Below are 20,410 nucleotides of genomic sequence, written 5' to 3' on the forward strand. Positions count from 1 at the left end.
GTTGCGCTCAGGAATTCGCCGCAGGCGAATTCCTTCGCCGTCTTTCGAAGGAGAGAGTCGCTACTCCAGCTTCTCGGCCGCGCCGCGCTCGACCAGCGGCCCCGCGTTCTCCTCGGGGAGGGTCACCACGTCCTCGCTCGCGAGGTCGTAGGTGCGCTCGTCGACGCCGAATATCTCGCCCACGTCGCGGGTGATTCGTATCGTGGTGCGTTCGTCGAGGCCCGCGGTCGGGTCGTCGGGTTCGGATTCCTCCCCGGGTTCGCGGTCGGCCGACTGCTCGGGGTCGGGGTCGCCGTCGCCCCCGGCGACCGCGGCGGCCTCCTCGGGACCCGGGCGCGGGTCGTCCGAGTCGGCGGCGGTCGCGGGGTCGGAACCGGGCGACGCGTCCGGTCCGGAACCGGCCTCGGCGCTGGCTGTCGCGGCGGGCGCGGCGTCGCCGCGCCCGCCGCCCATCACGTCGGCGGCGCTCACGTCGTCTGCGGGCGCGCTCTCGGAGACGGGGTCGGGGGACGCGTCGGGCGTCGAGTCCGTGGTCGTCGCGGTAGAGCCGCTCACCTCGCCCGCGAGCACGTCGAGCACCTCCTCCTTGTTGGCCTCTATCTTCTCGACCAGTTCGGCGAACAGCTCCTGCTCCTCGCTGGTCAGGCCATCGTCGTCGGCGGGCATCCCGGCCGCCGCGAGGCTGGCGCGCTTGACCACCTTGCCGACCCGGCGCTCGTAGATGGCCTCGACCACGTCCTCGGCGGTGTGTATCTCGTCGGTGAGTCTGTTGACCTCGGGGTCGTCGAACTGGCTCTCGGCGCGCTCGGCGGCGCGCTCGCGCTGGTCCTTGAGGTCCTCGATGTACTCGCCGACCTCGGCGTAGAACGACTCGCGCAGGTGCTGGAGGCTGTCCTTCGAGCGCTCCTTGCTCTGTACCGTGCGGAGTTCGTCCAGATTCATTCTCGACCCTTCTCGGCCCGGCCGCGCGCCATCAGGAACACGGCCACGTATTCGGGAAGCGATACGTCACCCTCCGGGACGGTAAAGCTTTCGCCGCGGAGCTCGACCGTTCCGGGTTCCGACACTTCGACCGCCACGTCGTGGCCCACGAACGTCTCGGGGACGGGGTCCACGAGCGGGTCGAAGTCGTCCACGTCGTCGCGCGGGATGCGGGTGACCTCGAACCCAGTGCCGCCGTGGAGGCTCCCCGGAAGCCTGATGAGCCGCCGAACGTCGGTGGTGACGGGCTCGTCGATGGCGGCAGACTCGTCGGCGACGACCTCCTGAGTCATCACCTTCGCGAGCTGACGGATGCCGGGGCCGCCCCGCTCCAGATTCCCGCTCTCCAGTTTCTCGTAGTCCTCCGAGACCGCGCCCAGAATCGTCCCCGCGCGGCCGTCGCCGATGCGGTCGAACTCCTTGAGCCGTTCGAGGGCGTCGTCCTCGTCCATCGCGAGCAGGTCGTCGGCGAGCGCGAGCAGGCGTCGGTGGACCCGCCGACCCCACCCGCCGTCGGTCTTGAGGACCCGGCGGGTCGCGGTGCCGCCCATCTCGGTGCGCTGGATGGCGTCCAGCTCGATGCCCTCTCCCCGGATGTAATCGACGACCTCCCGTCGCTGGTCGCGGTCGAGCGACCGGACGCCCTCGTCGCGGACGTGAACGTGGTAGCCCCGGCCGCCCGAGAAGACGACCGTGAGGTCCTCGAAGCCGAAGTCGGCTTCGAGCAGGTCCAGTAGGTCCAACAGCTCCTCTTTCCCGGCTTCGAGCATCTCGCCGTAGGAGTCGCGCTGGGGGTCGACCCCGGGCAGGTGGTCGGCGTCGAGGTCGAAGACGAGGTCGGCCTCGCGCCATCCCTTCGCGTCCATGTCGTCGGCACCCGGGTCGTCGTAGCGCCCCGCGGAGAAGTAGACGTGGCGCGGGCGCTCGCGGGAGAGGAAGTCCTCGAGTTCCCCGAGTTCCAGAAGCGAGTTGTGCCGGACCATCGTGGTCGGCCCGGTGGTCCACGGGATGTACCCCCACTCGCGCGCGCCGGGGTCGGGCGGCGGCGAGAGGTCGGCCCGCCGGTAGTGGTCGCGGAACCGACCCCGGAGGTAGGCTCGGGTGCGCTCTTCCATGCTGTCCGGCCATGCTCGGCCCGGCGGCTTTAACGTTGCTCATCCGCGCTCGCCGGGGTGGTGACTACGCCGACCGCCCCGGTTCCGGAACCGTCCCGGCCGCGGTGTAGAGGGTCAGCGACGCGAAGAACGACCCGGCCTCGTCGGCCGCCCGGAGGCCGCCGAGCCACCGCGCCGCCTCGTCGTCTTCGAGCGCACCGGCCTCCCGCATCCGCTCGACCCGGCCGGTCAGTCCCAGCACCTCGTCACCGGCGTCGAAGTCGGTCAGCACCAGCGTCGCGGTGTCGAGGTCGAGGTCGCCGAGTCCGGCCTCGACCGCCCACCGCCGGAGCCGTCGGCCGATTCGGCCGTCCCGCGCGCACGACCACGTCGGGTCCAGAATCCGCGAGGAGAGCTCCCCGGGCACGTCCTCGGGGGCGTCGACGACCAGCGTCCCCCAGTCGGTGTCGGTCGCGACCACCCGCCCGCCGGGGCGGGTGACGCGACGCAGTTCGGCGAACGCCTCGCGCGGTCGTTCGAGGTGCTGGAGCACGCGGTCGACCCGAGCGCCGTCGAAACGCCCGTCCGCGAACGGGAGCGATTCGGCGTCTGCCACCCGGAACGAGACCGTCGCCGCCTCGGACTCGCGCCCGGCGTCGGCATCGACCGCCGCGGCGGTCGATGCCGACGCCCGCTCTCTGGCCTCCTCGACCATCGCGGCGCTGTTGTCGACCCCGACCACGCTTCCCCCGGGACCCACCTCGTCGGCGAGCGCGAGGGCGTCGTCGCCGGTCCCACAGCCCACGTCGAGGAGTCGGTCGCCCGCGGTCGGGTCGAGCAGTCGGTAGCTCCGGCGCTTCAGCGCCCGCATGCGCTCGCGGCCGGTGACGGCGTCGAGATACGACCTGAACGTTTCGGGCTCGTCGGTCGCGTCGACGGCGTCCCATCCGGGCAATGCGGTCTCCTCTCCCATGCGAACTGTTTGCACGCGTCGAGCAATAGCTCTTGCCCGGGAGACGCGAGCGTGTCGAAATCGCCGAGGCGGAGCCGCCCGTCGGGACCGGTCACCCGCGAACGAAGTCCGAGAGCTTCTTGGTGATGCCGCCGCGCTCGCCGAGTTTCAGGTAGAGGGCGTCGCCGCCGTCCTCGTAGTAGTTGTCGATGCGGCGCTCGACCTCGAATCCGAGGTGCTCGTAGAACCCCAGCGCGTTCTCGTTCGACGCGCGGGCGTGGCAGGTGACCGAGTCGCTGTTCTCGGCGACCTTCCCGACGAGGCGCTTTCCGACGCCCTCGCCGCGGAACTCGGGACTGACGGCGAGAAAGAGGATGTAGCCGTCGCGCCGAACCGCCGCGAACCCCATCAGCGTGCCGTCGTCGCTCCCGGCCTCGCCAGCGAGTAGCAGGTGGACGGTCGAGCGCCGGTAGGCGTCGACGAAAAAGCCCCTGCGCTGTTTCAGCACGCCCTCGGATTCCCGGATGCGCTCTTTGAGTTGCCACGCCTCTTCGACGTAGCTCTCGTCGCCCGGTCGGGCGATTTCGGTGTCGACGTTGACGCTCACTGCCTTCCCGTAAGCGCGTGGTCAATATAATTCCACCGCCCGCCCCGCTCGTCGCGCCGACCGACGCCCGTAGCGCTCGACCGCCCCGCTACGCGTGGGTCACGTCGAACCACTCGCTCGCCTCCTCGACGCCCGAGTGGATGACGGCGTCGACGAACCGCATCCACTCGCCCGCCGAGTCGAAGTCGTCGAGGTCGACGGTCGCGAGGTACTCGCCGTCGGGCGAGACGATCCGCCACGTCCCCGCGAGGGTGTCGTCGCGCGGTTCCTTGGCTATCGTGTGGTTCCGGTATCGCAGCTCGGTCCCGCGCGGCTGGCGGTCGGCGTAGGCCTCCCGGAGGAGTCTGCGCTCGGTCGCGAGTTCGTGGCGCTTTCCGGTCGAACTCATGGTCGGACGTACGGGCGTATCGAGGATAAACGCGAGCCATCTCCTCGGTGAAAGTGAAACTGGCGGCATTCGGCCGCAGGCGTCGGGTTTCGGACGCGAGGCCGTGCGAAAGTAACGCACGAACCCGGCGTCGGCCGACCGCGTGCCGAAACGCTTTCCCGGCGCGGGGCGTCCCCTCGGAGTATGAGCTACTCGCTGCGCGACCACACCGCCGACGTGGCCGTCGAGGCGACCGGGGCATCGCTCGCCGACGCGTTCGCCGCGGTGGCAGACGGGATGGCGGCCGCGATGTGCGAGGAGGTGCCCGCCTCCGGCGACCGGTTCGACGTAGACGTGCGGGCCGAGAGCCGCGAGGCCCTCCTGTTCGACTACCTCGACGAACTCATCTACCAGCGGGACGTGCGTGCGGTCCTCCCGGTGGACAACGAGGTCGAGGTCCGGGAGGAAGGCGGCGAGTGGGTCGCGGCCGGGAGCGCCCGGGGGGTCCCCCTCGGGGAGCTCTCGGCCCGCGAGATCAAGGCGGTGACCTACTCCGAGATGGACCTCTCGGAGACCGACGACGGGTGGCGCGCCTACGTGGTCTTCGACGTGTGAGGCGGTTTCCGGCCCGGTGACACGGCCGTCGGGAATCGCTCGATGGACCATCCGCCGGGAAAACGCCCGATGACACGTTCCTCCGGGTGGGACTGAAAGGGGCCGCCCGCTCGCGTTTACGTGGTCGCCTGCGCGACCCCTATCCGCGCCGCGCGGTGCGGGAAGGCGCGGATATGTCGCGTCAGCGACCGCGAGCGGGCGGGGGCTTTCGAGGACGAAGTCGCGGTTTTTCCTCCCCAGTGACAGAGGGAACGGGACTGCTCCGAAACTGCGCTCTTATATTTCGTCCCTCGACATCTTCCGCTATCGTCGACTCGCCCGAGACGAATGGCGAAACGTATTCCGGCATGACGACTAACCCACGAGTATGACCACCTACGAGGCAGGCGACGTGACGCTCCGGAAGGTACGGGAGTACGTCTGGGAGATTCCACAGGAGGGCGACATGCGCGCTCCGGCGCGGGTGCTGGCGAGCGAGGCCCTGCTGGAGGAGATTTCGCAGGACGACACCCTCCAGCAGCTGAAGAACTCGACCCACCTCCCGGGCGTTCGGAAGTACGCCGTCTGCATGCCCGACGGCCATCAGGGGTACGGCTTCCCGGTCGGCGGCGTGGCCGGAATCGACACCGAGGAGGGCTGTATCTCGCCGGGAGCTGTGGGCTACGATATAAATTGCGGAGTAAGAATGATGAAAACAAACCTCACCTACGACGACGTGCGCGGCCGCGAGGAGGAACTCGTGGACGCGCTGTTCGCCAACATTCCGTCGGGACTCGGCGGGGGCGGCGTCGTCGAGGGCGACATCGACGCCGTCGAGGCCATCCTCGACCGCGGGATGGAGTGGGCGCTCGACGAGGGTTACGCCGTCGAGGCGGACCTCGCCCACTGCGAGGACGAGGGCGTCCGGCCGGATTCTGACCCCTCGAAGGTCTCCCAGAAGGCCAAGGACAGGGGGAAGAACCAGATCGGAAGCCTCGGGTCGGGCAACCACTTCCTCGAAGTCCAGCGCGTGACCGACACCTACCTCGACGACGTGGCCGACGCCTACGGACTGGCCGAGGACCAGATCGTCGTCCTCATCCACTGCGGGAGTCGAGGACTGGGCCATCAGGTCTGCACCGACTACCTCCGGGAGATAGAGCAGGCCCACTCGGGACTGCTCGCTCGACTGCCCGACAAGGAGCTCGCGGCCGCGCCCGCCGGGAGCCAGCTCGCGGAGGACTACTACGGCGCGATGTGCGCGGCCATCAACTTCGCGTGGGTCAACCGCCAGCTCATCATGCACCGCACGCGCCGGGTGTTCGAGAAGGTGTTCGATTCGGACTGGGAGACGCTGGGCATGGACCTGCTGTACGACGTGGCCCACAACATCGCGAAGAAGGAGGTCCATGCGGTCGAGGACGGCGAGGAGCGAGAACTCTACGTCCATCGGAAGGGCGCGACTCGCGCCTTCCCCGCGGGTCACGAGGAGGTTCCGGGCGCGTACCTCGACGTGGGCCAGCCCATCATCATCCCCGGGAGCATGGGCGCGGGGAGCTACGTCCTCCGGGGCGGCGAGGAGTCGATGGACCTCACGTTCGGTTCGACGGCCCACGGCGCGGGCCGGACCATGAGCCGAACGCAGGCCAAGCGCGACTACTGGGGCGGCGACGTGCAGGACGAACTCGAACAGGAGCACATCTACGTCAAGGCCCAGAGCGGCGCGACGGTCGCCGAGGAGGCCCCGGGCGTCTACAAGGACGTAGACGAGGTGGTCCGGGTCTCGGACGCGCTCGGCATCGGCGACAAGGTCGCGCGGACGTTCCCGGTCTGCAACATCAAGGGGTAGGGTTTGGGCCCATGGCGCTCCTCGAAGCCGTCGTCGTCTTCGTAATCGGACTGCTCTCGGGCACCGTCACCCGGTGGTTCGCCGGACTCGCCGCCATCGCGGCGCTCGTCCTCGCGATTCTCGGTGCCACGACGCCCGACATCGCGCTGGTGGGGTTCGTCCTCGAACGCTACTACTTCGGGAACGAGCTCCTGTTCCTCTCGGGGTTCCTGTTCGGCATCGCTGGCGGGTCGAAAGCCGAGTCGTAGACGCGAGAGCCGACCGCTCTATCGCCCGTTTCGTGAGCCATCACCGACCACGGGATGCGCCGCGTCTGCGCGCTCTGCGAGCGCGCAGACGCACGCGGGGAGGCCGGGGGCGCGGTGCTGTACGGTGCTGTGCGGTTCTCATAGGTACCGGGAGTAGCTAGCTCCGATGCGAAAGCGGTCACTCTCGAATCTCGCTCACGTCCCGCGATTCGCCCCGGTTCACGGCTCGAAGTCGAACCGCGGCCCCTCGTCGGACTCCTCGGAGGGAATCGACGGCGAGGGCGGCCGGAACTCGCTCACCTGCCGGGGTTCGACCTCCTCGCCGTCGTCGTACTTCACGAAGCTCAGGTAGTACACCTCGCCACAGCCCTCGCCCTCGGTCTCCGGGCCGCCGCAGACTATCTCGACGCCGTCGGCGTCTTCGAACTCCTCGTAGGCGTCGGCGTACTCCCAGCCGTCGAGCGGGTGCGGGGTCACGCACTTGTCGGCGAGGTAGGCGTCGCGGTCGAGGGTGGCGATTGCCTCACACCGGGGACAGTAGTACCGGACCTCGGTCATCGATTCGGGATACGGCGTCGAGGTACTTAACGTCGGTCGCTCGGGGTTCTAGACGGTAGTCCTCGTTTTCGCCGAGCCCGCGCAAACAGTGTCAGATGATTCAGAGGCTAGCTACTCCCGGTACCGAGGAGAACCGCACAGCACCGCGACCGCGGGCCACACCCTCCCCAGCCGACTGCGCTTCTCGGTCGCTCACTGCGTTCGCTCCTTTCGATGCTCGTCCCTCGCGCGGTTGGCGCGACCTCGCGGCCACACTCGCTCCGCTCGCGTGACCGCGAGGTCGCGCCAGCGCGCGCCGACCGTGGAACGTCTCTCCGGGCGGAACCCCTGCGGTCACCTCGGCAGCTCGGACGTTCGAACCGTCACCCCGCCCGAGGAGCAAAGCCTTTTGCCCGCCCCCGAGACGTTCGGGGTATGATAGACGAGACGGTCGAGGAGATACGGGAGATGCAGACCCACAGCTCCTCCGTCGTCGCCGTGAAGGCCGCCCGCGCGCTCGAAGAGCTGTGTTCCCGCGAGTTCACCTCCGTCGAGGACTTCGAGCGCGACCTCGAACGCAACTCCTCGGCGCTCCGGCGCGCGAACCCCTCTCACGCCTCGCTGGTGACGACCCAGCGCGCCATCGTCTCGATGGTGGGCGACGAGGGCGCGGGAACGGTCGAAGAGGCGAAAGAGCGCCTCCGAGACGCCGTCGAAGACGTGGTCGAGCAGGTCGAGACCGCCAAGCGCCGCGCGGCGGGCAACGCCCTCGAATACATCGAAGACGGGATGACCGTCCTGACCCACGACTACTCCTCGACCGTGCTGGAGGCAATCGAGCGCGCGGTCGCCGACGGCGCGTACCTCGACGTGTACGTCACCGAGGCCCGACCCAGATATCTCGGGCGCAAGACCGCCCGCGTGCTCGCCGAGTACGACCGGGTGAACGCCCACCTCATCGTCGACGGGGCCTGCGGCCACTACCTCCCCGACTGCGACCGGGTGTTCCTCGGGATGGACTGCATCGTCGAGGACACCCTCTACAACCGCGTGGGGACGTTCCCGCTGGCCGCGACCGCCAGCGAGGTCGGGACCCCCGTGACGGTGGTCGGCTCGTCGGCCAAGCTCGTCGGCGAGGGCTTCCGGTTCGAGAACGACTTCCGGTCGCCCAGCGAGGTCCTGCTCGAACCCGCCGAGGGCTTTGCGGTCGAGAATCCGGCCTACGATGCCACGCCGACCGACCTGCTCGACAACGTCGTCACCGACGAAGGTGTGCGGGAACTGTAGCGGGTAGCGATTCCCGAGGTACCGGCCGGTGACCCAATCCACCCGGAGACGACTGGTGACACGATCCACCCGGAGACGACTGGTGACACGATCCACCCGGAGACGACTGGTGACACGATCCACCCGGAGACGACTGGTGACACGATCCACCGGGTGGGATTGAAAGGGGCCGCCCGCTCGCGTTCTACTTGGTCGCGTCTGGCGGCCCTATCTGCGCGGGCGTTGCGGAGAGCGCAGATATCCGCCAGACGCGACCGCGAGCGGGCGGGGGCTTTCTGAAACAACGAGTTCGAGAGTGACAACCGAGAGAGACGAGGAGCTAGCTACTCCCGTCACCTATGAGAACCGCACCGCGACCGCAGGCCACACGCCTCCCCAGCCTCCTGCGTTGCTCGTTTCACTGCGCTACTCGTCCCTCGCGCGCTTGACGCGGCTCAAACCACGAGCCGCGCCAGCGCGCGCCGACGGTGGACGCGACGAGATGCGAGAAACGGACCGTACAGTACCTACCGATTCACTCCACGTCGACCCACTCACCGCGCTCGTCGCTCTCCTGAATCGCGGCCAGCGCCTTCTGGACTTCGAGACCGTCCTCGAAGTCGGGGTGGTACTCGCTTCCCGAATCCACCGCCGACAGGAACTCGAAGTTCTCGTGGACGAAGGTGTGTTCCCACCCGAGGACGTGGCCCGGCGGCCACCAGTGGTCGACGTAGGGGTCGTCCTCGTCGGTGACCAGAATCGTCTCATAGCCCCGGTTTCGGTCCCGGAGGACTTCCAGTTCGTTGAGGCGTTCGAGCGAGAACTTCAGGCTCCCCTCAGAGCCGTGGACCTCGATGGCGTGGTCGTTCTTGTGGCCGTTGGCGAACCGGGAGGCCTCGAAGGTCGCCATCGCGCCGTCCTCCAGTTCGGCCTGCGCGGAGTAGGCGTCGTCCACGGTGACGGGTCGCGTTTCGCCCGCCTCACCTCCCTCGCCTTCCACCGGGCGCTGCTCGACGAACGTCCGGAGATGACCCGACACGCGTTCCACGTCGCCGACGAGGAAGCGCGCGAGGTCGACGGTGTGGGCCCCGAGGTCGCCGAGCGCGCCGCTCCCGGCCATCTCCTCGGAGTTACGCCACGACCACGGGGCCTCGGGGTCGACCAGCCAGTCCTGGAGGTAGCGCCCGCGGAAGTGGTGAATCTCGCCGAGTTCGCCGTCCTCGATCAGGTTCTTCGCGTACCGAATCGCGGGGACGAACCGGTAGTTGAACGCGGTCGCGGTCGGGACTCCGGCGTCGTCGGCGGCCGCGGCCATGCGCTCGGCGCTTTCGAGGTCCTCGGCGAGGGGCTTCTCCGAGAGGACGGGCACGCCAGCCTCCAGCGCCGCGACGGAGGGGTCGGCGTGGACGTGGTTCGGCCCGAGGTTGTAGAACACGTCGACCGCCTCGATTGCGTCCTCCCAGTCGGTCGCGGTGTGGGCGAACCCGAGGCGGTCTGCCGCGTCGCTCAGGGCGTCCTCGTCCCTGCCGACGAGCGTGTGGCGCTCGACCTCCGGGGCCTCCGGGAAGAACATCGGGAGGCGCGCCATGGCGTTCGCGTGGGCTTTGCCCATGAACCGGTAGCCGAGGACTCCGACCTTGAGACTCATGTCCCCGGACGTACTCCCGGGAGGGGCTTAGTAGTTCAGGACCGAGGGGTCCGGACCCCCCGGGCGCTCGCGGTCACTCCTCGGCGTCGGCCAGCACTTGCCGGACCGCCGAGGCGAGCTCCTTGAACAGGTCCATCTCCATCTCGTCGGTGGTCACGAACGCGCCGCGTTCGCCGACGATGACCCGGGTGAGGTAGCCCCGCTCGAACACGCGGATGTTGAAGCGATAGTCCCCGAGTTCGGTGTCCCGGTACACCGCCTGAGTCCGAAAGCCCAGTCGCTCGTTGTCGGCGAACCCCACGAGGTCGGCGTCGGATTCGAGGCCCTCGCGGAGGTAGAGCTGTTCCTGGGCGTCGTCGGTGAAGTAGGTCACGCTCCGGAGTTCGTCGCCCACGCTCGTCCGGGAGGCGCTCACGAGCTGTTCCCGAAAGTCGCCGGATTGCTCGTCTGCCATGGTCGACGTATCGCGCTCGCCGACCAAAAATCTGGTAGCCGACCGCGGGGAACCGGGACGCTTTTGAGCGAACCGGGCGTCGCCAGCGGTTGCATGACCGACCGCCACGTCCGCGTCTCGGCCCGCGGCGTCGTCCGGCGCGGCGAGGAATTGCTCGTCGAACGCGGGCGCGACCCCGCCACCGGCGACTCGTTCTACTCCCTCCTCGGCGGCGGCGTCCGATTCGGCGAACACACCGAGGACGCCCTCCGCCGGGAGTTCGACGAGGAACTGGGCGTCACGCTGGAGCGCGTCTCGTCCCTCGGCACGTACGAGGAGGTGTTCGCCGTCGACGGCGAGACCCGACACGAGGTGTGGCGGGTCTACGAGGCCGACATCGCGGAGTCGTGGCCCTACGAGGTAGACGAGTTCGAGGGCAACGAGCCCGAACGCGACGAGGTCGTCGAGTGCGTCTGGAAGCCGCCGTCGGCGTTCGCCGACGGCGGCGAGACGCTGTATCCCGAGGGACTCGTCTCGGAACTGTAGTCGGTTCGGGCGAGTTCCGAACTCACGCCCGGTTCGGGCCGCTCCCGGCTTACGCCCAGTAGGCTTCGCCGGGCCGGTCGCGGAAGACGGCGCGCTGGAGCATCGACACCGCCTTCTCCAGTCCCTCGTTCGAACTCGTCAGCGAGTCCTCGTGTTCGATGGAGAGCGCGCCGTCGTAGTCGACCATCCGGAGCGTCGAGACGATGTCCTTCCAGTGGCCCTCGCCGTGGCCGTAGCCGACCGACCGGAACAGCCACGAGCGGTCGGGTTCCTCGTCGTAGGGCGTGGTGTCGAGCACGCCCTTGTACCGGGCCTGCGCGTCGTAGACCTTGGTGTCCTTGGCGTGGAAGTGGTGGATGGCGTCGTGCTCGCCGAGGAAGCGGATGGCGTCGGTCACGTCGATGCCCTGCCAGTAGAGGTGGCTGGGGTCGAAGTTCGCGCCGACCCGGTCGTTGGTCTCCTCGCGCAGTCGGAGCATCCCCGTGGGCTCGTACACCAGCATGTTGGGGTGCATCTCGACCGCGAGGTCCACGCCGCGGTCGTCGGCGTACGCCGCGAGGTCCGACCAGTAGGGAATCGCGACCTCCTCCCACTGGTACTCGTGGGCGTCGGCGTGCTCGCCCGGCCACGGCGCGGTGACCCAGTTGGGGACCTCGTCGTTCGGGCCGCCCGCGGGCAGCCCCGAGAAGCAGGTGACGGTGTTCACGTCGAGCTGGTCGGCGAGGTCGATGGCGTCTCGGAGTTCCTCGTCGGCCTCCGCGGCGACCTCCTCGTCGGGGTGGATGGGGTTGTTGTGGGTCGCCAGCGCGGAGATGCGCATCTCGTACTCGTCGAGCACGTCGTGGAGGTCGCGCTGGGCGTCCTCGTCGTCGAGGTACTCCTCGGGCGGGAGGTGGTCGTCGCCCGGATGGCCGCCCACGCCGGGTTCGATGGCGTCGACGCCGATTCCGTGTAGGTACGCCAGCGCGTCTTCCAGCGACTCGCCGTACAGCGGCGGCGTGTGTACACCGATGTCCATACGCAAAATCACTACAGGGATAGTCAATAAGATTACGGGGAAACGGCCCCCGAAAATCCCCGTCAGGTCCCCTCGACCAGCGTCACGTCGAGGCGGTCTTCGAGCGCCCGGACGACCGACCCGCCGACGTTGGCCTGATTCGCCCGCCCCTGCTCGACCGCGAGCAGGTCGTTCTCGTCGACGTCGAGGTCCTCGGCGAGTTCGTCGCGCTGGAGGCCCTCGGCCTGTCTGGCCCGCTCGACCGTCTCGCCGTAGTCGGCCACGAGGTACGGTAGCGGGTCGTCGTCGTAGTTGGTCCCCTCCTCCTCCCAGTGGGTGGAGTCGTCGTTGTAGACGCCGCTGGCCTTCGCGGTGTTCTGGGCCGCGCGGCGCTTGCGCTCGCGCTCCTCGGCGGTCGCGTCGTCGGTCGCGGCATTGTCGTTGTGCGAGGCACACTCCGAGCACACCTGCAACTGCGCCCCGGCCACGTTGGCCTCGGTCAGCGAATCGCTCGACTTGCCACAGAGTTCGCACGCGCCGCCCCCGCTCGAACCGGACGACCCGCCCGTCGAATACTTGGCCATAACGGTTAGTACGCAGACGACGCATTTGAATACCGGGATTGCGGTCGCCCCGTCGAACGCGACCGGAACGGCACCACCCCAAACCCTCATCCCCGTTCGGCGAGTAGTTCACTCCCGTGACGCCCCGACACTCGCCCGAGTCCGACGGCCCCGAGCGCGGCAGGTCGGCGGAGGTCGACGCGACGTTCGCGGTCCTGTCTGCCGCCGAGCGCAGGCACGCGCTCTACTACCTCCGGGAACGCGAGTCGGCCACCCTCGACGAGCTGGCGACGGTCGTCGCGGGATGGCTCCGCGCCCGCGAGGACGAGGCGGGCGTGGCGACGCCGGAGGACCGCGAGCGCGTCCGGGCCGAACTCCACCACGTCCACCTGCCGAGACTCGCGGCGGCCGGAATCGTCTGCTACGACCTCGACTCGGGGGAGGTCACGCTCCGCGCGCTCCCGGCGTTCCTCGACGCGACCATCGAGCGCTCGCTCGCGACCGACCGCGAACGCGGCGGGGGCTCACGGGACGCGCCCGGCGATTGAGCGACACGCACCATGAGCCTCAGAGACTTCCTCGACGACGCGACCGCCCGCCAACGAACACTCACCGTGTTCGCACCCGAGCGGTTCGAGCGGCTCGAATCACACTTCGAGACACGCACCGTCGCGGTCGATCACGTCTCGATTCCCGACGACGGCTCGGGCGGCTTCGTCGTCGTGACCGACCGCGGGGAGTTCGTCGGGAGCGTCGGCGCGGCCGCGGTCCGGGACCTCCTCGGCGAGTCGCCGAGGAGGTCCCGGACCGGGAGCGTCCCGGGCGACCCCTCGACCGAATCCCTCGGACCCTCCGACGCTACCCGGGCGTTGCTGGGCCTGCTCGCCGACACCACCTTCGTCTCGTTCGACAGGCGGCGGATGCTCGCGGTGACCCGCGAGATAGAGGACCGGGCCTATCGACTCGGCGCGGGGACGCTACGGACCGGCTTCCAGCGCGGGTCGGCGCTCGCCGCCCAGCGCGAACTCTACGAGTCGCTCGCGGCCGAGTCGCTACTCGACGTTCACGTCTACCTCCGTCCGGACTGGACCTCCGACGCCCCCGCCTCGGAGGGGCTGGCGCTCCACGCGGTCGACAGCGACGAAATCGGGGAGTTCTGGTTCGTTGTCTTCGACGGCGGCGGCGACCCCGAGCAAGCGTGCGCGCTGGTCGCGGCCGAGCGGGGCGACTCCGGGGAGTTCGACGGCTTCTGGACCTACGACCCCGAGACGGTCGCCGAAATCGACGCCTATCTAGAGCGGACGTACGGGTAGCCCGGCGGACGCTCGGTCTCGCGTCGTGTGGGGGACTCGGCGCTCGCGCGGTTCGCGCGAGCGCCGAGTCCCGCGTGCCGACCCGCGAGCCCAGAGCGATAGACCGAACTACCCCCCGCTCGGACCTCCGGACGATGACGGACTACGCCTTCGAAGCCGACGTGGACGTTCGGTTCCGCGACCTCGACACGATGGGGCACGTCAACAACGCGGTCTACGCGACCTACTTCGAGGAGGCGCGGGTGGCCTACTTCCGCGAGGCCCTCGACACCCCGCTCCACGAGGTCGCGACCGTGCTGGCGAGCCTCGAAATCGACTTCCACCGGCCGGTCGAACTCGGCGACGACGTGACGGTCGCCATCCGAGTCCCCGAACTCGGCGACTCCTCGCTGCCGATGGAGTACGAGGTCCGGGCCGACGGCGAGGTCGCGGCGACCGGCCGGAGCGTGCAGGTCGTGGTCGACCGCGAATCGGGGTCCTCGCGGTCGATTCCCGACGAGTGGCGCGAACGGATCGCGGCGTTCGAGGGGCTGTGACCGAGGTGGCTCACCCGTTCCCTCGATACTCGTCGAACCACGACGTGACGACCTCCTGCAGGGCTCCGGTCGTACTCCCGAGGTTCAGTAGCTGGTAGCCCGACTCGGCCTTCTCGTTCACGTCGTCCATCCCGAAGCCGAGGCCGCCGACCGGAACGTCCGCGTCGACCGCGGCCGCCCGGACCGCCTCGACCGCCTCCTCCACCTCGGGGTGGTCGGGTTCCCCGGGGTGGCCCATCGAGACCGAGAGGTCGAGCGGGCCGAGGAACACGAAGCCGAGGTCGGGAACCGACAGGATCTCCTCGGCGTTCTCGACCGCGGTCGGGTTCTCCATCGTCACGCCAACGAGGGTCTCCTCGTCTTCGGTCCGGACGTACTCGTCGGCGGTCCCCCAGCGGCTCGCGCGCGGGTTCGCGAGGCCGCGCTCGCCCGGCCCGCCGTCGTACTCGAATCGGGCGGCCCGGACGACGCGTCGCACCTCCTCGGCGGTCTCGACGCGCGAGACGAACAGGTTCCGGACCCCCGCGTCGAGGGTCTTGCGCACGAGGCCCGGTTCGGGCGTCGGAACCCGGACGAGCAGTTCCGTGTCGGTCCCGTCGGCCGCCCGGAGCAGGCCGTCGAGTCGCTCGGCGTCCCACGGGCTCGGTCCCCCGTGTTCGAGGTCGAGCCACACGAAGTCGAGGCCGAGTTCGGCGTAGAACTCGACGAGCGTCGGACTGTACGCGTTGTCGAGAACCCCCAGCGCAACGTCTCCGGCGTCGAGCGTCTCGCGAAGCTGATTGCTGCGTTCGTCCCCCATGAATCGGACGACGGTGAGAACACCAATAAATGACTTGGCGACGCGACGACACCGGCCGCTGTCGAGTGTAACGTCCGGAAGGAATTGTGCGTGGGTGCAGTCCCAAGGGACTCCACCTGCATCCTGTGCGCGAGTGTATCGCGCTTGCGATGCGTGGGACCGGATTTGAACCGAAGCAAGACGTTCCGGGCATGCGGCGCTTCGCGCCGTTCCGGGCCTGCGACTTGCAGGGTTCGCAGTCAACACCGCCGACTGCTCACCGGCGGACCCCTACGGGACAGCGCCCTCAGCCGAACGAAGGGCTCACCGCTACTCGAAACGTAACGTCCGGAAGGAATTGTGCGTGGGTGCAGTCCCAAGGGACTCCACCTGCATCCTGTGCGCGAGTGTATCGCGCTTGCGATGCGTGGGACCGGATTTGAACCGGCGGACCCCTACGGGACAGCGCCCTCAACGCTGCGCCGTTGGCCTAGCTTGGCTACCCACGCTCGCTGGGTCTTTCTCCGCACTCGAACGTAGATGCTACCCGAATAAAAGGCCTTTCGTTTCAACTCGGGGACGGCACGGACACGCACGCCGTGCGGTCGCGGGAACCGCGACCGCACGGCAAGGCGTATTTGGATGGGCTCCATAGCTCCGACCATGGAACGTCTCGTGAAGCGCCACGTCCCCGCGCTGACCGGCCTGCTGACCGTCGTCTCGCTCGCGCTCGTGTTCGCGGCCGCGCTTCAGGTCGTCCCCGAGGGGGTGCTCCCGCGCGCGCCCGACTCGGTGTTGGCCGCGATTCCGCACGTCAACGCCGCCATCTGCACCGTCGCGTTCGCGGTCGTCGCGGCGTCGTGGCGCGCGATTCGTCGCGGGAACGTCGAGCGCCACCGCACGGGCATGCTCGCGGGCGTCGTCCTGTTCGCGGGCTTCCTCGCGCTGTACCTCTACCGGGTCGCGCTCCTCGGGCCGACCCCCTTCGAGGGGCCCGCGGTGGTCGAGCAGTACGTCTTCTACCCCGTCCTCGGGATTCACGTCCTGCTGGCAGTGGTCTGCATCCCACTGCTCTACTACGTCCTCCTGCTGGCGCTGACCCGGCCGACCGCGGAGCTGTCGGCGACGAACCACCCCAGGGTCGGGCGCGTCGCGGCGACGCTCTGGCTGGTCTCGTTCGGACTCGGCGTCGTGGTGTACCTCCTGCTCTATCTGTTCTGAGGCCGCTCGTCGCCCTCCCCCTCGTACGTCACCAGTAGGACCTCCCACGCGTCGTCACCCTCGCGGAAGACGCTCTCGACGACCCGGCCGTTCCGGCCGAGTTCGGCGACCCTGCGCGGGTCTCGAATCTGGACCCACCGGAGCTCCGGCCGGGGTCGCGCCTCGGCGGACGCCGAGGCGCGACCCCGGCCGGATTCGCCGGTCTCGGCCGACTCCTCGTCGGGTTCGGGGTCCTCTCGGGTCACGGTTCACCGACACGACACGTCGGGCGATAACGATTGGGGCCGAGGCTACACGACCGGCGGGCCGGACCGACCGCGGGTCGGTCCGGCCCGCCGGTGGGTTCGTGGCGGTCGGTGCTGGTGGGCGGTCAGTCGTCGGCGGGCGCGACCTCGCCGACCTCGGGGCGGGTCACCTCGCGGTCGGTCGCCTCGCCCTCGACGTCGTAGGGGTACTCGCCGGTGACACAGCCCAGACAGAGGTCGGCGCGCGACTTGCCGAGCGCGTCGGCGACCGCCTCGGTCGAGAGGTACGCGAGGCTGTCGGCGTCGATGGCGTCCCGAATCTCCTCGGTGGACTGCCCCGCCGCGATGAGCTCCTCGCGGGTCGCCATGTCGATGCCCATGTAGCAGGGCGCGACGATGGGCGGCGCGCCGATCCGCATGTGGACCGCCTCCGCGCCGCAGTCCTTGAGCAGCGCGACCAGCTGGGTCGAGGTGGTCCCGCGGACGATGGAGTCGTCGATGAGGGTGACCGTCTTGCCCTCGACCGTGGACTTGATGGGGTTGAGCTTGAGCCGGACCGCGCGCTCGCGCTCGTCCTGCGTGGGCATGATGAACGTCCGGCCGACGTACCGGTTCTTCATCAGGCCCTCGGCGAACTCGACGTTTGCGCCGTCCTCTTGGGCCGCTTCCGCGTACCCGCCCGCGAACGCCCGCCCGGAGTCGGGCACCGGCATCACCACGTCGGTGTCGATGCCCCCCTCCTCCCAGAGCTTCTCGCCGAGGTTCCGCCGGACCTCGTAGACGAGTTCGTCGTCGATGACGCTGTCGGGCCGGGCGAAGTAGACGTGCTCGAAGAAGCAGTGGGCGGTGTTCTCGCGCTCGAACAGCTGGTAGGACTCGAACCCCTCACCGCCGGGTTCGAGGACGACGAGTTCGCCGGGGCGAACGTCCCGGACGAGGTCGCCGTCGAGGGTGTCGATGGCCGCCGACTCGCTGGCGATGACGTAGCCGTCCTCCAGTTCCCCGATGCACAGCGGGCGGTTGCCCTCGGGGTCCCGAACGCCCAGAACGGTGTCGTCGTGGGTGATGGTCAGCGAGTAGGAGCCGTGGATGCGGCTCATGGTCTGCTCGACCGCCTCCACGAGGTCGGCGTCGAGGAGGTTGCGCGCGAGGTCGTGGGCGATGACCTCGGTGTCGCCGTCCGACGTGAACGCGTGGCCCTGCGCGGCGAGGCGGTCCCGGACCTCGTCGGCGTTGACGAGGTTGCCGTTGTGGCTCAGGCCGAGCGCGCCGCTCTTGAACGAGACGGTGAACGGCTGGGCGCAGGACTTGTCCACGCTCCCGGCGGTCGGGTACCGGACGTGGCCGATGCCCGCGCTCCCGCGCAGGGACTCGATGTCGTCCTCGTCGAAGGCGTCACCGACGAGGCCCATCTCGACGTGGCTGTGTTGCTGGAACCCGTCGTGGGTGACGATTCCCGCCGACTCCTGCCCGCGGTGCTGGAGGGCGTACAGCGAGTAGTAGAGGGGTCGCGCGGCGTCTCGCTCGCGGAGCGAGACGCCCACGACGCCGCACTTCTCGGTCGGCCCCGAAAGGGCGTTGTCGGTCGGACCCGAGCGGTCGTCGTCGGTCGGACCACCGCGGGCCGCGTCCCGGCCGTCTGGCATGCCAACAGGTAGGGCGCTCCTGTAGTAAAAACCCTCGCTATCGTGTCGAAATCCTCTCCTCTACCCGATAAAGTGTGCAGGTACGTGCATACACTCGCGCGCGACGATTTCGCTCGATGCCACGACCGCAGGACGCGCTCGACGAACGTGACCTCCGTCCCGGCGGGACGTTCGAGGAATAGACCGCCTCCGAGGTAGCGACACCCACGGACCGGGCGATACCGGTCGCTGGGCGCTTGGCTACTCGGCGGAGACTTCGGAGAAGATGGCTCGCCGCGTCCGACCGGCTACTCGCCAGCCTTGCTCTGCCACTCGTACTCGCGGCGCTTTTTCGACTTGCCGAAGCCGCAGGACGAGCACTCCTTCTTTTTGACGTGATACGACTTCTCGCCGCAGCGACGACACTTCGTGTGGGTCGTCGTGTTCTTCTTCCCCTGGCTCGGGGTGCCTGCGCCAGTCATGGGTTGATCGATACGAGGTTATCGCCGCGTATAATCGTTGTGTCTTCGTCCTCGGTGTCCTCCAGAACGAGGTTCATGTGCTGGTCGTAGCCGGTCAGCGTACCGACGAACTCCTCGCCGCCTTTCAAGCGCACCGTGACCTCCTCGTCGAGGGAGGCCTCCAGTACGTCGAGCGGTCGTCCACTCATATCATTAGCGGCACCCGTCGAAGGCTTAAACGTACCGAAAGCGCATCCGCGAAAGTAAGTTTCGGCTGACGGAATCGTGACGAGAGATGCACCGGGACTTACCAGGCGTAGTCCTCTCGCGGGTCCACGTCGTCACGGTCGCTGTCGTAGACGCGCTGGCCTTCCACGAACACCTGCCGGGCGTCCGAGGCGAGTTCGAACATCGGCCCGTCCCACACCACGAGGTCGGCGTCGGTGCCGGGTTCGAGCGTTCCTACGCGGTCTTCGATGCCCAGAATCTCGGCGGGGTTGCGCGTGACGGTCCGGAGCGCGACCTCCTCGGGCAGGCCCTCCCGGACCGCGAGGCCGACGCACACGTCCAGATGCTCCTGCGGTAGCACGGGGGCATCGGTCTGGATGGCGACTTTCACTCCGGCCTCGTGGAGGATACCCGGCGTCTCGAAGGTGATGTTGCGGAGTTCGTACTTGCTGGCCGACGAGATGGACGGCCCCACGACCGCGGGCACGTCGCGCTCGACGAACTCCTCGGCGACGACGTGGCCCTCGGTGGCGTGCTCGATGGAGAGGTCCTCGATGCCGAACTCGTCGGCGATGCGGAACACGGTCGCGATGTCGTCGGCGCGGTGGGCGTGGACCCGGAGGGGGAGGTCGCCCTCCACGACGCGCGCGAGGTTCTCCATCCCCAGGTCGCGCTCGAAGGGGTCGCCCTCCTCGCGGGCGTGCTCGCGGCGCTCGACGTAGTCCTCGGCGTCCATCAGCGCCTGTCGGAGGGTCGCGGCGACGCCGGGCCGGGTCGAGGGCTGGCGGTCCTTCTCGTCGCCGTGGAACCGCTTGGGGTTCTCGCCGAACGCGGCCTTCATCCCGTCCTCCCGAATCAGCATCTCGTCGGCGACCGTGCCGTAGGTCTTCATCGAGCAGATGATGCCTCCGACGACGTTCGCGCTCCCCATCCGGGCGCTGACCGTCGTCACCCCGCCGCGGAACGCCTTCCGGAGTTCCTCGTCGCGCGGGTGGAAGCCGTCGAGCGCGTTGACGTGCGGCGTCACGGGGTCCGAGACCTCGTTGAAGTCGCCGTCCTCGGGTTCGCCCCACTCGGCCATCCCGGCGTGGCTGTGGGCCTCGACCAGTCCGGGCGTGACGTGGGACCCCTCGGCGTCGAACACCTCGGCGTCGTCGGGGACCTCGACCTCGTCGGCCGGGCCGACCGCGATTATCTCGCCCCCGGCGTCGTCGCCTCGGCGAGGCGACGACGCCCCGCCCGCCTCGAAGACGACCGTTCCGCGCTCGACGGTCCCCCGTTCGGTTACCGTGTGAACCGTTCCGTTGACAATCGCTTGCAT

The 20,410-nt window shown here is 68.9% G+C and carries 25 protein-coding genes and 1 tRNA gene; 9 read left to right on the forward strand and 17 right to left on the reverse strand.

Annotated features, from left to right (window positions below):
- Window positions 1–60: 60 nt before the first annotated feature.
- The 5 genes from NGM10_RS13585 to NGM10_RS13605 all read right to left on the reverse strand — a co-directional run bounded on the left by NGM10_RS13585 (window position 61) and on the right by NGM10_RS13605 (window position 4,022).
- Window positions 61–942: a DNA replication complex subunit Gins51 gene (locus NGM10_RS13585; RefSeq protein ID WP_253479610.1), complete on the reverse strand. Its 882-nt coding sequence runs from the start codon at window positions 940–942 to the stop codon at window positions 61–63.
- Window positions 939–2,096, reverse strand: coding sequence for a DNA primase small subunit PriS (priS, locus tag NGM10_RS13590; protein WP_253479611.1), 1,158 nt, complete (start codon window positions 2,094–2,096; stop codon window positions 939–941). The genes NGM10_RS13585 and priS overlap by 4 nt, the downstream gene beginning before the upstream one ends.
- Before the next feature lie 64 nt (window positions 2,097–2,160).
- On the reverse strand, window positions 2,161–3,048 hold the full coding sequence (locus NGM10_RS13595; RefSeq protein WP_253479612.1) for a methyltransferase domain-containing protein: 888 nt from the start codon (window positions 3,046–3,048) through the stop codon (window positions 2,161–2,163).
- A 91-nt stretch (window positions 3,049–3,139) separates the two neighbouring features.
- Complete coding sequence (locus NGM10_RS13600) at window positions 3,140–3,634, reverse strand: GNAT family N-acetyltransferase (protein ID WP_253479613.1); 495 nt, start codon at window positions 3,632–3,634, stop codon at window positions 3,140–3,142.
- 88 nt (window positions 3,635–3,722) lie between these two features.
- On the reverse strand, window positions 3,723–4,022 hold the full coding sequence (locus NGM10_RS13605; protein WP_253479615.1) for a hypothetical protein: 300 nt from the start codon (window positions 4,020–4,022) through the stop codon (window positions 3,723–3,725).
- Window positions 4,023–4,205: 183 nt separating this feature from the next.
- Between NGM10_RS13605 and NGM10_RS13610 the strand changes: the two genes are divergently transcribed.
- The 3 genes from NGM10_RS13610 (at window position 4,206) to NGM10_RS13620 (ending at window position 6,692) form a co-directional block, all read left to right on the forward strand.
- Window positions 4,206–4,616 (forward strand): archease, encoded by a 411-nt coding sequence (locus tag NGM10_RS13610; protein WP_253479617.1) that lies wholly within the window; start codon window positions 4,206–4,208, stop codon window positions 4,614–4,616.
- A 367-nt stretch (window positions 4,617–4,983) separates the two neighbouring features.
- The gene (locus NGM10_RS13615) at window positions 4,984–6,444 is read left to right on the forward strand and encodes an RtcB family protein (RefSeq protein ID WP_253479619.1); all 1,461 of its coding nucleotides are present in this window, start codon (window positions 4,984–4,986) and stop codon (window positions 6,442–6,444) included.
- A gap of 11 nt (window positions 6,445–6,455) precedes the next feature.
- The gene (locus NGM10_RS13620) at window positions 6,456–6,692 is read left to right on the forward strand and encodes a hypothetical protein (RefSeq protein WP_253479621.1); all 237 of its coding nucleotides are present in this window, start codon (window positions 6,456–6,458) and stop codon (window positions 6,690–6,692) included.
- A 219-nt stretch (window positions 6,693–6,911) separates the two neighbouring features.
- Here NGM10_RS13620 and NGM10_RS13625 read toward each other — a convergent pair whose 3' ends face one another.
- Complete coding sequence (locus tag NGM10_RS13625; RefSeq protein ID WP_253479623.1) at window positions 6,912–7,250, reverse strand: DUF7969 family protein; 339 nt, start codon at window positions 7,248–7,250, stop codon at window positions 6,912–6,914.
- A gap of 414 nt (window positions 7,251–7,664) precedes the next feature.
- Between NGM10_RS13625 and NGM10_RS13630 the strand changes: the two genes are divergently transcribed.
- The gene (locus NGM10_RS13630; RefSeq protein ID WP_253479625.1) at window positions 7,665–8,516 is read left to right on the forward strand and encodes an eIF2B alpha/beta/delta subunit family protein; all 852 of its coding nucleotides are present in this window, start codon (window positions 7,665–7,667) and stop codon (window positions 8,514–8,516) included.
- Window positions 8,517–9,030: 514 nt separating this feature from the next.
- Here NGM10_RS13630 and NGM10_RS13635 read toward each other — a convergent pair.
- Together NGM10_RS13635 and NGM10_RS13640 are read right to left on the reverse strand one after the other, a co-directional pair.
- A complete protein-coding gene (locus NGM10_RS13635; protein WP_253479627.1) occupies window positions 9,031–10,143 on the reverse strand; it encodes a Gfo/Idh/MocA family protein in 1,113 nt (370 codons plus the stop codon).
- A gap of 73 nt (window positions 10,144–10,216) precedes the next feature.
- Window positions 10,217–10,597: a DUF7522 family protein gene (locus tag NGM10_RS13640; RefSeq protein ID WP_253479629.1), complete on the reverse strand. Its 381-nt coding sequence runs from the start codon at window positions 10,595–10,597 to the stop codon at window positions 10,217–10,219.
- A gap of 93 nt (window positions 10,598–10,690) precedes the next feature.
- Between NGM10_RS13640 and NGM10_RS13645 the strand changes: the two genes are divergently transcribed.
- Entirely contained in the window at window positions 10,691–11,122 is a 432-nt protein-coding gene (locus NGM10_RS13645) for an NUDIX hydrolase (RefSeq protein WP_253479631.1), read from the forward strand.
- A 49-nt stretch (window positions 11,123–11,171) separates the two neighbouring features.
- Here the strand turns inward: NGM10_RS13645 and NGM10_RS13650 are convergent, their stop codons facing one another.
- Both NGM10_RS13650 and NGM10_RS13655 read right to left on the reverse strand, forming a co-directional pair.
- Window positions 11,172–12,140: a sugar phosphate isomerase/epimerase family protein gene (locus NGM10_RS13650; protein ID WP_253479633.1), complete on the reverse strand. Its 969-nt coding sequence runs from the start codon at window positions 12,138–12,140 to the stop codon at window positions 11,172–11,174.
- A gap of 62 nt (window positions 12,141–12,202) precedes the next feature.
- Window positions 12,203–12,703, reverse strand: coding sequence for a helix-turn-helix domain-containing protein (locus NGM10_RS13655; RefSeq protein ID WP_253479635.1), 501 nt, complete (start codon window positions 12,701–12,703; stop codon window positions 12,203–12,205).
- A gap of 116 nt (window positions 12,704–12,819) precedes the next feature.
- Here NGM10_RS13655 and NGM10_RS13660 point away from each other — a divergent pair, with 116 nt between their 5' ends.
- The 3 genes from NGM10_RS13660 to NGM10_RS13670 all read left to right on the forward strand — a co-directional run bounded on the left by NGM10_RS13660 (window position 12,820) and on the right by NGM10_RS13670 (window position 14,531).
- On the forward strand, window positions 12,820–13,230 hold the full coding sequence (locus NGM10_RS13660) for a DUF7344 domain-containing protein (protein ID WP_253479637.1): 411 nt from the start codon (window positions 12,820–12,822) through the stop codon (window positions 13,228–13,230).
- A gap of 12 nt (window positions 13,231–13,242) precedes the next feature.
- The gene (locus NGM10_RS13665; protein WP_253479639.1) at window positions 13,243–13,995 is read left to right on the forward strand and encodes a DICT sensory domain-containing protein; all 753 of its coding nucleotides are present in this window, start codon (window positions 13,243–13,245) and stop codon (window positions 13,993–13,995) included.
- Window positions 13,996–14,129: 134 nt separating this feature from the next.
- Window positions 14,130–14,531 carry an acyl-CoA thioesterase gene (locus NGM10_RS13670; protein WP_253479641.1) on the forward strand — a complete coding sequence of 134 codons (402 nt, stop codon included), beginning with the start codon at window positions 14,130–14,132 and terminating at the stop codon, window positions 14,529–14,531.
- Between the two features lie 10 nt (window positions 14,532–14,541).
- On the opposite strand, the gene NGM10_RS13675 is transcribed toward NGM10_RS13670, so the two are convergent.
- Both NGM10_RS13675 and NGM10_RS13680 read right to left on the reverse strand, forming a co-directional pair.
- The gene (locus NGM10_RS13675) at window positions 14,542–15,330 is read right to left on the reverse strand and encodes an HpcH/HpaI aldolase family protein (protein ID WP_253479643.1); all 789 of its coding nucleotides are present in this window, start codon (window positions 15,328–15,330) and stop codon (window positions 14,542–14,544) included.
- A gap of 403 nt (window positions 15,331–15,733) precedes the next feature.
- Window positions 15,734–15,818: transfer RNA gene (locus NGM10_RS13680), tRNA-Leu, on the reverse strand.
- 154 nt (window positions 15,819–15,972) lie between these two features.
- On the opposite strand from NGM10_RS13680, the gene NGM10_RS13685 reads away from it, so the two are divergent.
- Window positions 15,973–16,530 carry a DUF420 domain-containing protein gene (locus NGM10_RS13685; RefSeq protein ID WP_253479645.1) on the forward strand — a complete coding sequence of 186 codons (558 nt, stop codon included), beginning with the start codon at window positions 15,973–15,975 and terminating at the stop codon, window positions 16,528–16,530.
- Here the strand turns inward: NGM10_RS13685 and NGM10_RS13690 are convergent.
- The 5 genes from NGM10_RS13690 to NGM10_RS13710 form a co-directional block, all read right to left on the reverse strand.
- Window positions 16,518–16,775: a hypothetical protein gene (locus NGM10_RS13690; protein ID WP_253479647.1), complete on the reverse strand. Its 258-nt coding sequence runs from the start codon at window positions 16,773–16,775 to the stop codon at window positions 16,518–16,520. The two genes, NGM10_RS13685 and NGM10_RS13690, sit on opposite strands and share 13 nt — an antisense overlap.
- Window positions 16,776–16,900: 125 nt before the next feature.
- Complete coding sequence (purF, locus tag NGM10_RS13695) at window positions 16,901–18,421, reverse strand: amidophosphoribosyltransferase (RefSeq protein WP_253479649.1); 1,521 nt, start codon at window positions 18,419–18,421, stop codon at window positions 16,901–16,903.
- Window positions 18,422–18,708: 287 nt separating this feature from the next.
- Entirely contained in the window at window positions 18,709–18,882 is a 174-nt protein-coding gene (locus tag NGM10_RS13700; RefSeq protein WP_253479651.1) for a 50S ribosomal protein L37e, read from the reverse strand.
- On the reverse strand, window positions 18,879–19,070 hold the full coding sequence (locus NGM10_RS13705; RefSeq protein WP_253479653.1) for an LSM domain-containing protein: 192 nt from the start codon (window positions 19,068–19,070) through the stop codon (window positions 18,879–18,881). Before NGM10_RS13705 ends, NGM10_RS13700 begins: the two co-directional genes overlap by 4 nt.
- A 98-nt stretch (window positions 19,071–19,168) precedes the next feature.
- Entirely contained in the window at window positions 19,169–20,410 is a 1,242-nt protein-coding gene (locus tag NGM10_RS13710) for an amidohydrolase (protein WP_253479655.1), read from the reverse strand.

It is taken from the genome of Halorussus salilacus (assembly GCF_024138125.1).
Lineage (GTDB): Archaea > Halobacteriota > Halobacteria > Halobacteriales > Haladaptataceae > Halorussus > Halorussus salilacus.

What these genes read in the sequence shown, in the direction of transcription:
- NGM10_RS13585 (WP_253479610.1), bottom strand. Translation starts at nt 942, where the DNA reads ATGAATCTGGACGAACTCCGCACGGTACAGAGCAAGGAGCGCTCGAAG.
- priS (WP_253479611.1), bottom strand. Translation starts at nt 2,096, where the DNA reads ATGGAAGAGCGCACCCGAGCCTACCTCCGGGGTCGGTTCCGCGACCAC.
- NGM10_RS13595 (WP_253479612.1), bottom strand. Translation starts at nt 3,048, where the DNA reads ATGGGAGAGGAGACCGCATTGCCCGGATGGGACGCCGTCGACGCGACC.
- NGM10_RS13605 (WP_253479615.1), bottom strand. Translation starts at nt 4,022, where the DNA reads ATGAGTTCGACCGGAAAGCGCCACGAACTCGCGACCGAGCGCAGACTC.
- NGM10_RS13610 (WP_253479617.1), top strand. Translation starts at nt 4,206, where the DNA reads ATGAGCTACTCGCTGCGCGACCACACCGCCGACGTGGCCGTCGAGGCG.
- NGM10_RS13615 (WP_253479619.1), top strand. Translation starts at nt 4,984, where the DNA reads ATGACCACCTACGAGGCAGGCGACGTGACGCTCCGGAAGGTACGGGAG.
- NGM10_RS13620 (WP_253479621.1), top strand. Translation starts at nt 6,456, where the DNA reads ATGGCGCTCCTCGAAGCCGTCGTCGTCTTCGTAATCGGACTGCTCTCG.
- NGM10_RS13625 (WP_253479623.1), bottom strand. Translation starts at nt 7,250, where the DNA reads ATGACCGAGGTCCGGTACTACTGTCCCCGGTGTGAGGCAATCGCCACC.
- NGM10_RS13630 (WP_253479625.1), top strand. Translation starts at nt 7,665, where the DNA reads ATGATAGACGAGACGGTCGAGGAGATACGGGAGATGCAGACCCACAGC.
- NGM10_RS13635 (WP_253479627.1), bottom strand. Translation starts at nt 10,143, where the DNA reads ATGAGTCTCAAGGTCGGAGTCCTCGGCTACCGGTTCATGGGCAAAGCC.
- NGM10_RS13640 (WP_253479629.1), bottom strand. Translation starts at nt 10,597, where the DNA reads ATGGCAGACGAGCAATCCGGCGACTTTCGGGAACAGCTCGTGAGCGCC.
- NGM10_RS13645 (WP_253479631.1), top strand. Translation starts at nt 10,691, where the DNA reads ATGACCGACCGCCACGTCCGCGTCTCGGCCCGCGGCGTCGTCCGGCGC.
- NGM10_RS13650 (WP_253479633.1), bottom strand. Translation starts at nt 12,140, where the DNA reads ATGGACATCGGTGTACACACGCCGCCGCTGTACGGCGAGTCGCTGGAA.
- NGM10_RS13655 (WP_253479635.1), bottom strand. Translation starts at nt 12,703, where the DNA reads ATGGCCAAGTATTCGACGGGCGGGTCGTCCGGTTCGAGCGGGGGCGGC.
- NGM10_RS13665 (WP_253479639.1), top strand. Translation starts at nt 13,243, where the DNA reads ATGAGCCTCAGAGACTTCCTCGACGACGCGACCGCCCGCCAACGAACA.
- NGM10_RS13670 (WP_253479641.1), top strand. Translation starts at nt 14,130, where the DNA reads ATGACGGACTACGCCTTCGAAGCCGACGTGGACGTTCGGTTCCGCGAC.
- NGM10_RS13675 (WP_253479643.1), bottom strand. Translation starts at nt 15,330, where the DNA reads ATGGGGGACGAACGCAGCAATCAGCTTCGCGAGACGCTCGACGCCGGA.
- NGM10_RS13685 (WP_253479645.1), top strand. Translation starts at nt 15,973, where the DNA reads ATGGAACGTCTCGTGAAGCGCCACGTCCCCGCGCTGACCGGCCTGCTG.
- purF (WP_253479649.1), bottom strand. Translation starts at nt 18,421, where the DNA reads ATGCCAGACGGCCGGGACGCGGCCCGCGGTGGTCCGACCGACGACGAC.
- NGM10_RS13700 (WP_253479651.1), bottom strand. Translation starts at nt 18,882, where the DNA reads ATGACTGGCGCAGGCACCCCGAGCCAGGGGAAGAAGAACACGACGACC.
- NGM10_RS13705 (WP_253479653.1), bottom strand. Translation starts at nt 19,070, where the DNA reads ATGAGTGGACGACCGCTCGACGTACTGGAGGCCTCCCTCGACGAGGAG.
- NGM10_RS13710 (WP_253479655.1), bottom strand. Translation starts at nt 20,410, where the DNA reads ATGCAAGCGATTGTCAACGGAACGGTTCACACGGTAACCGAACGGGGG.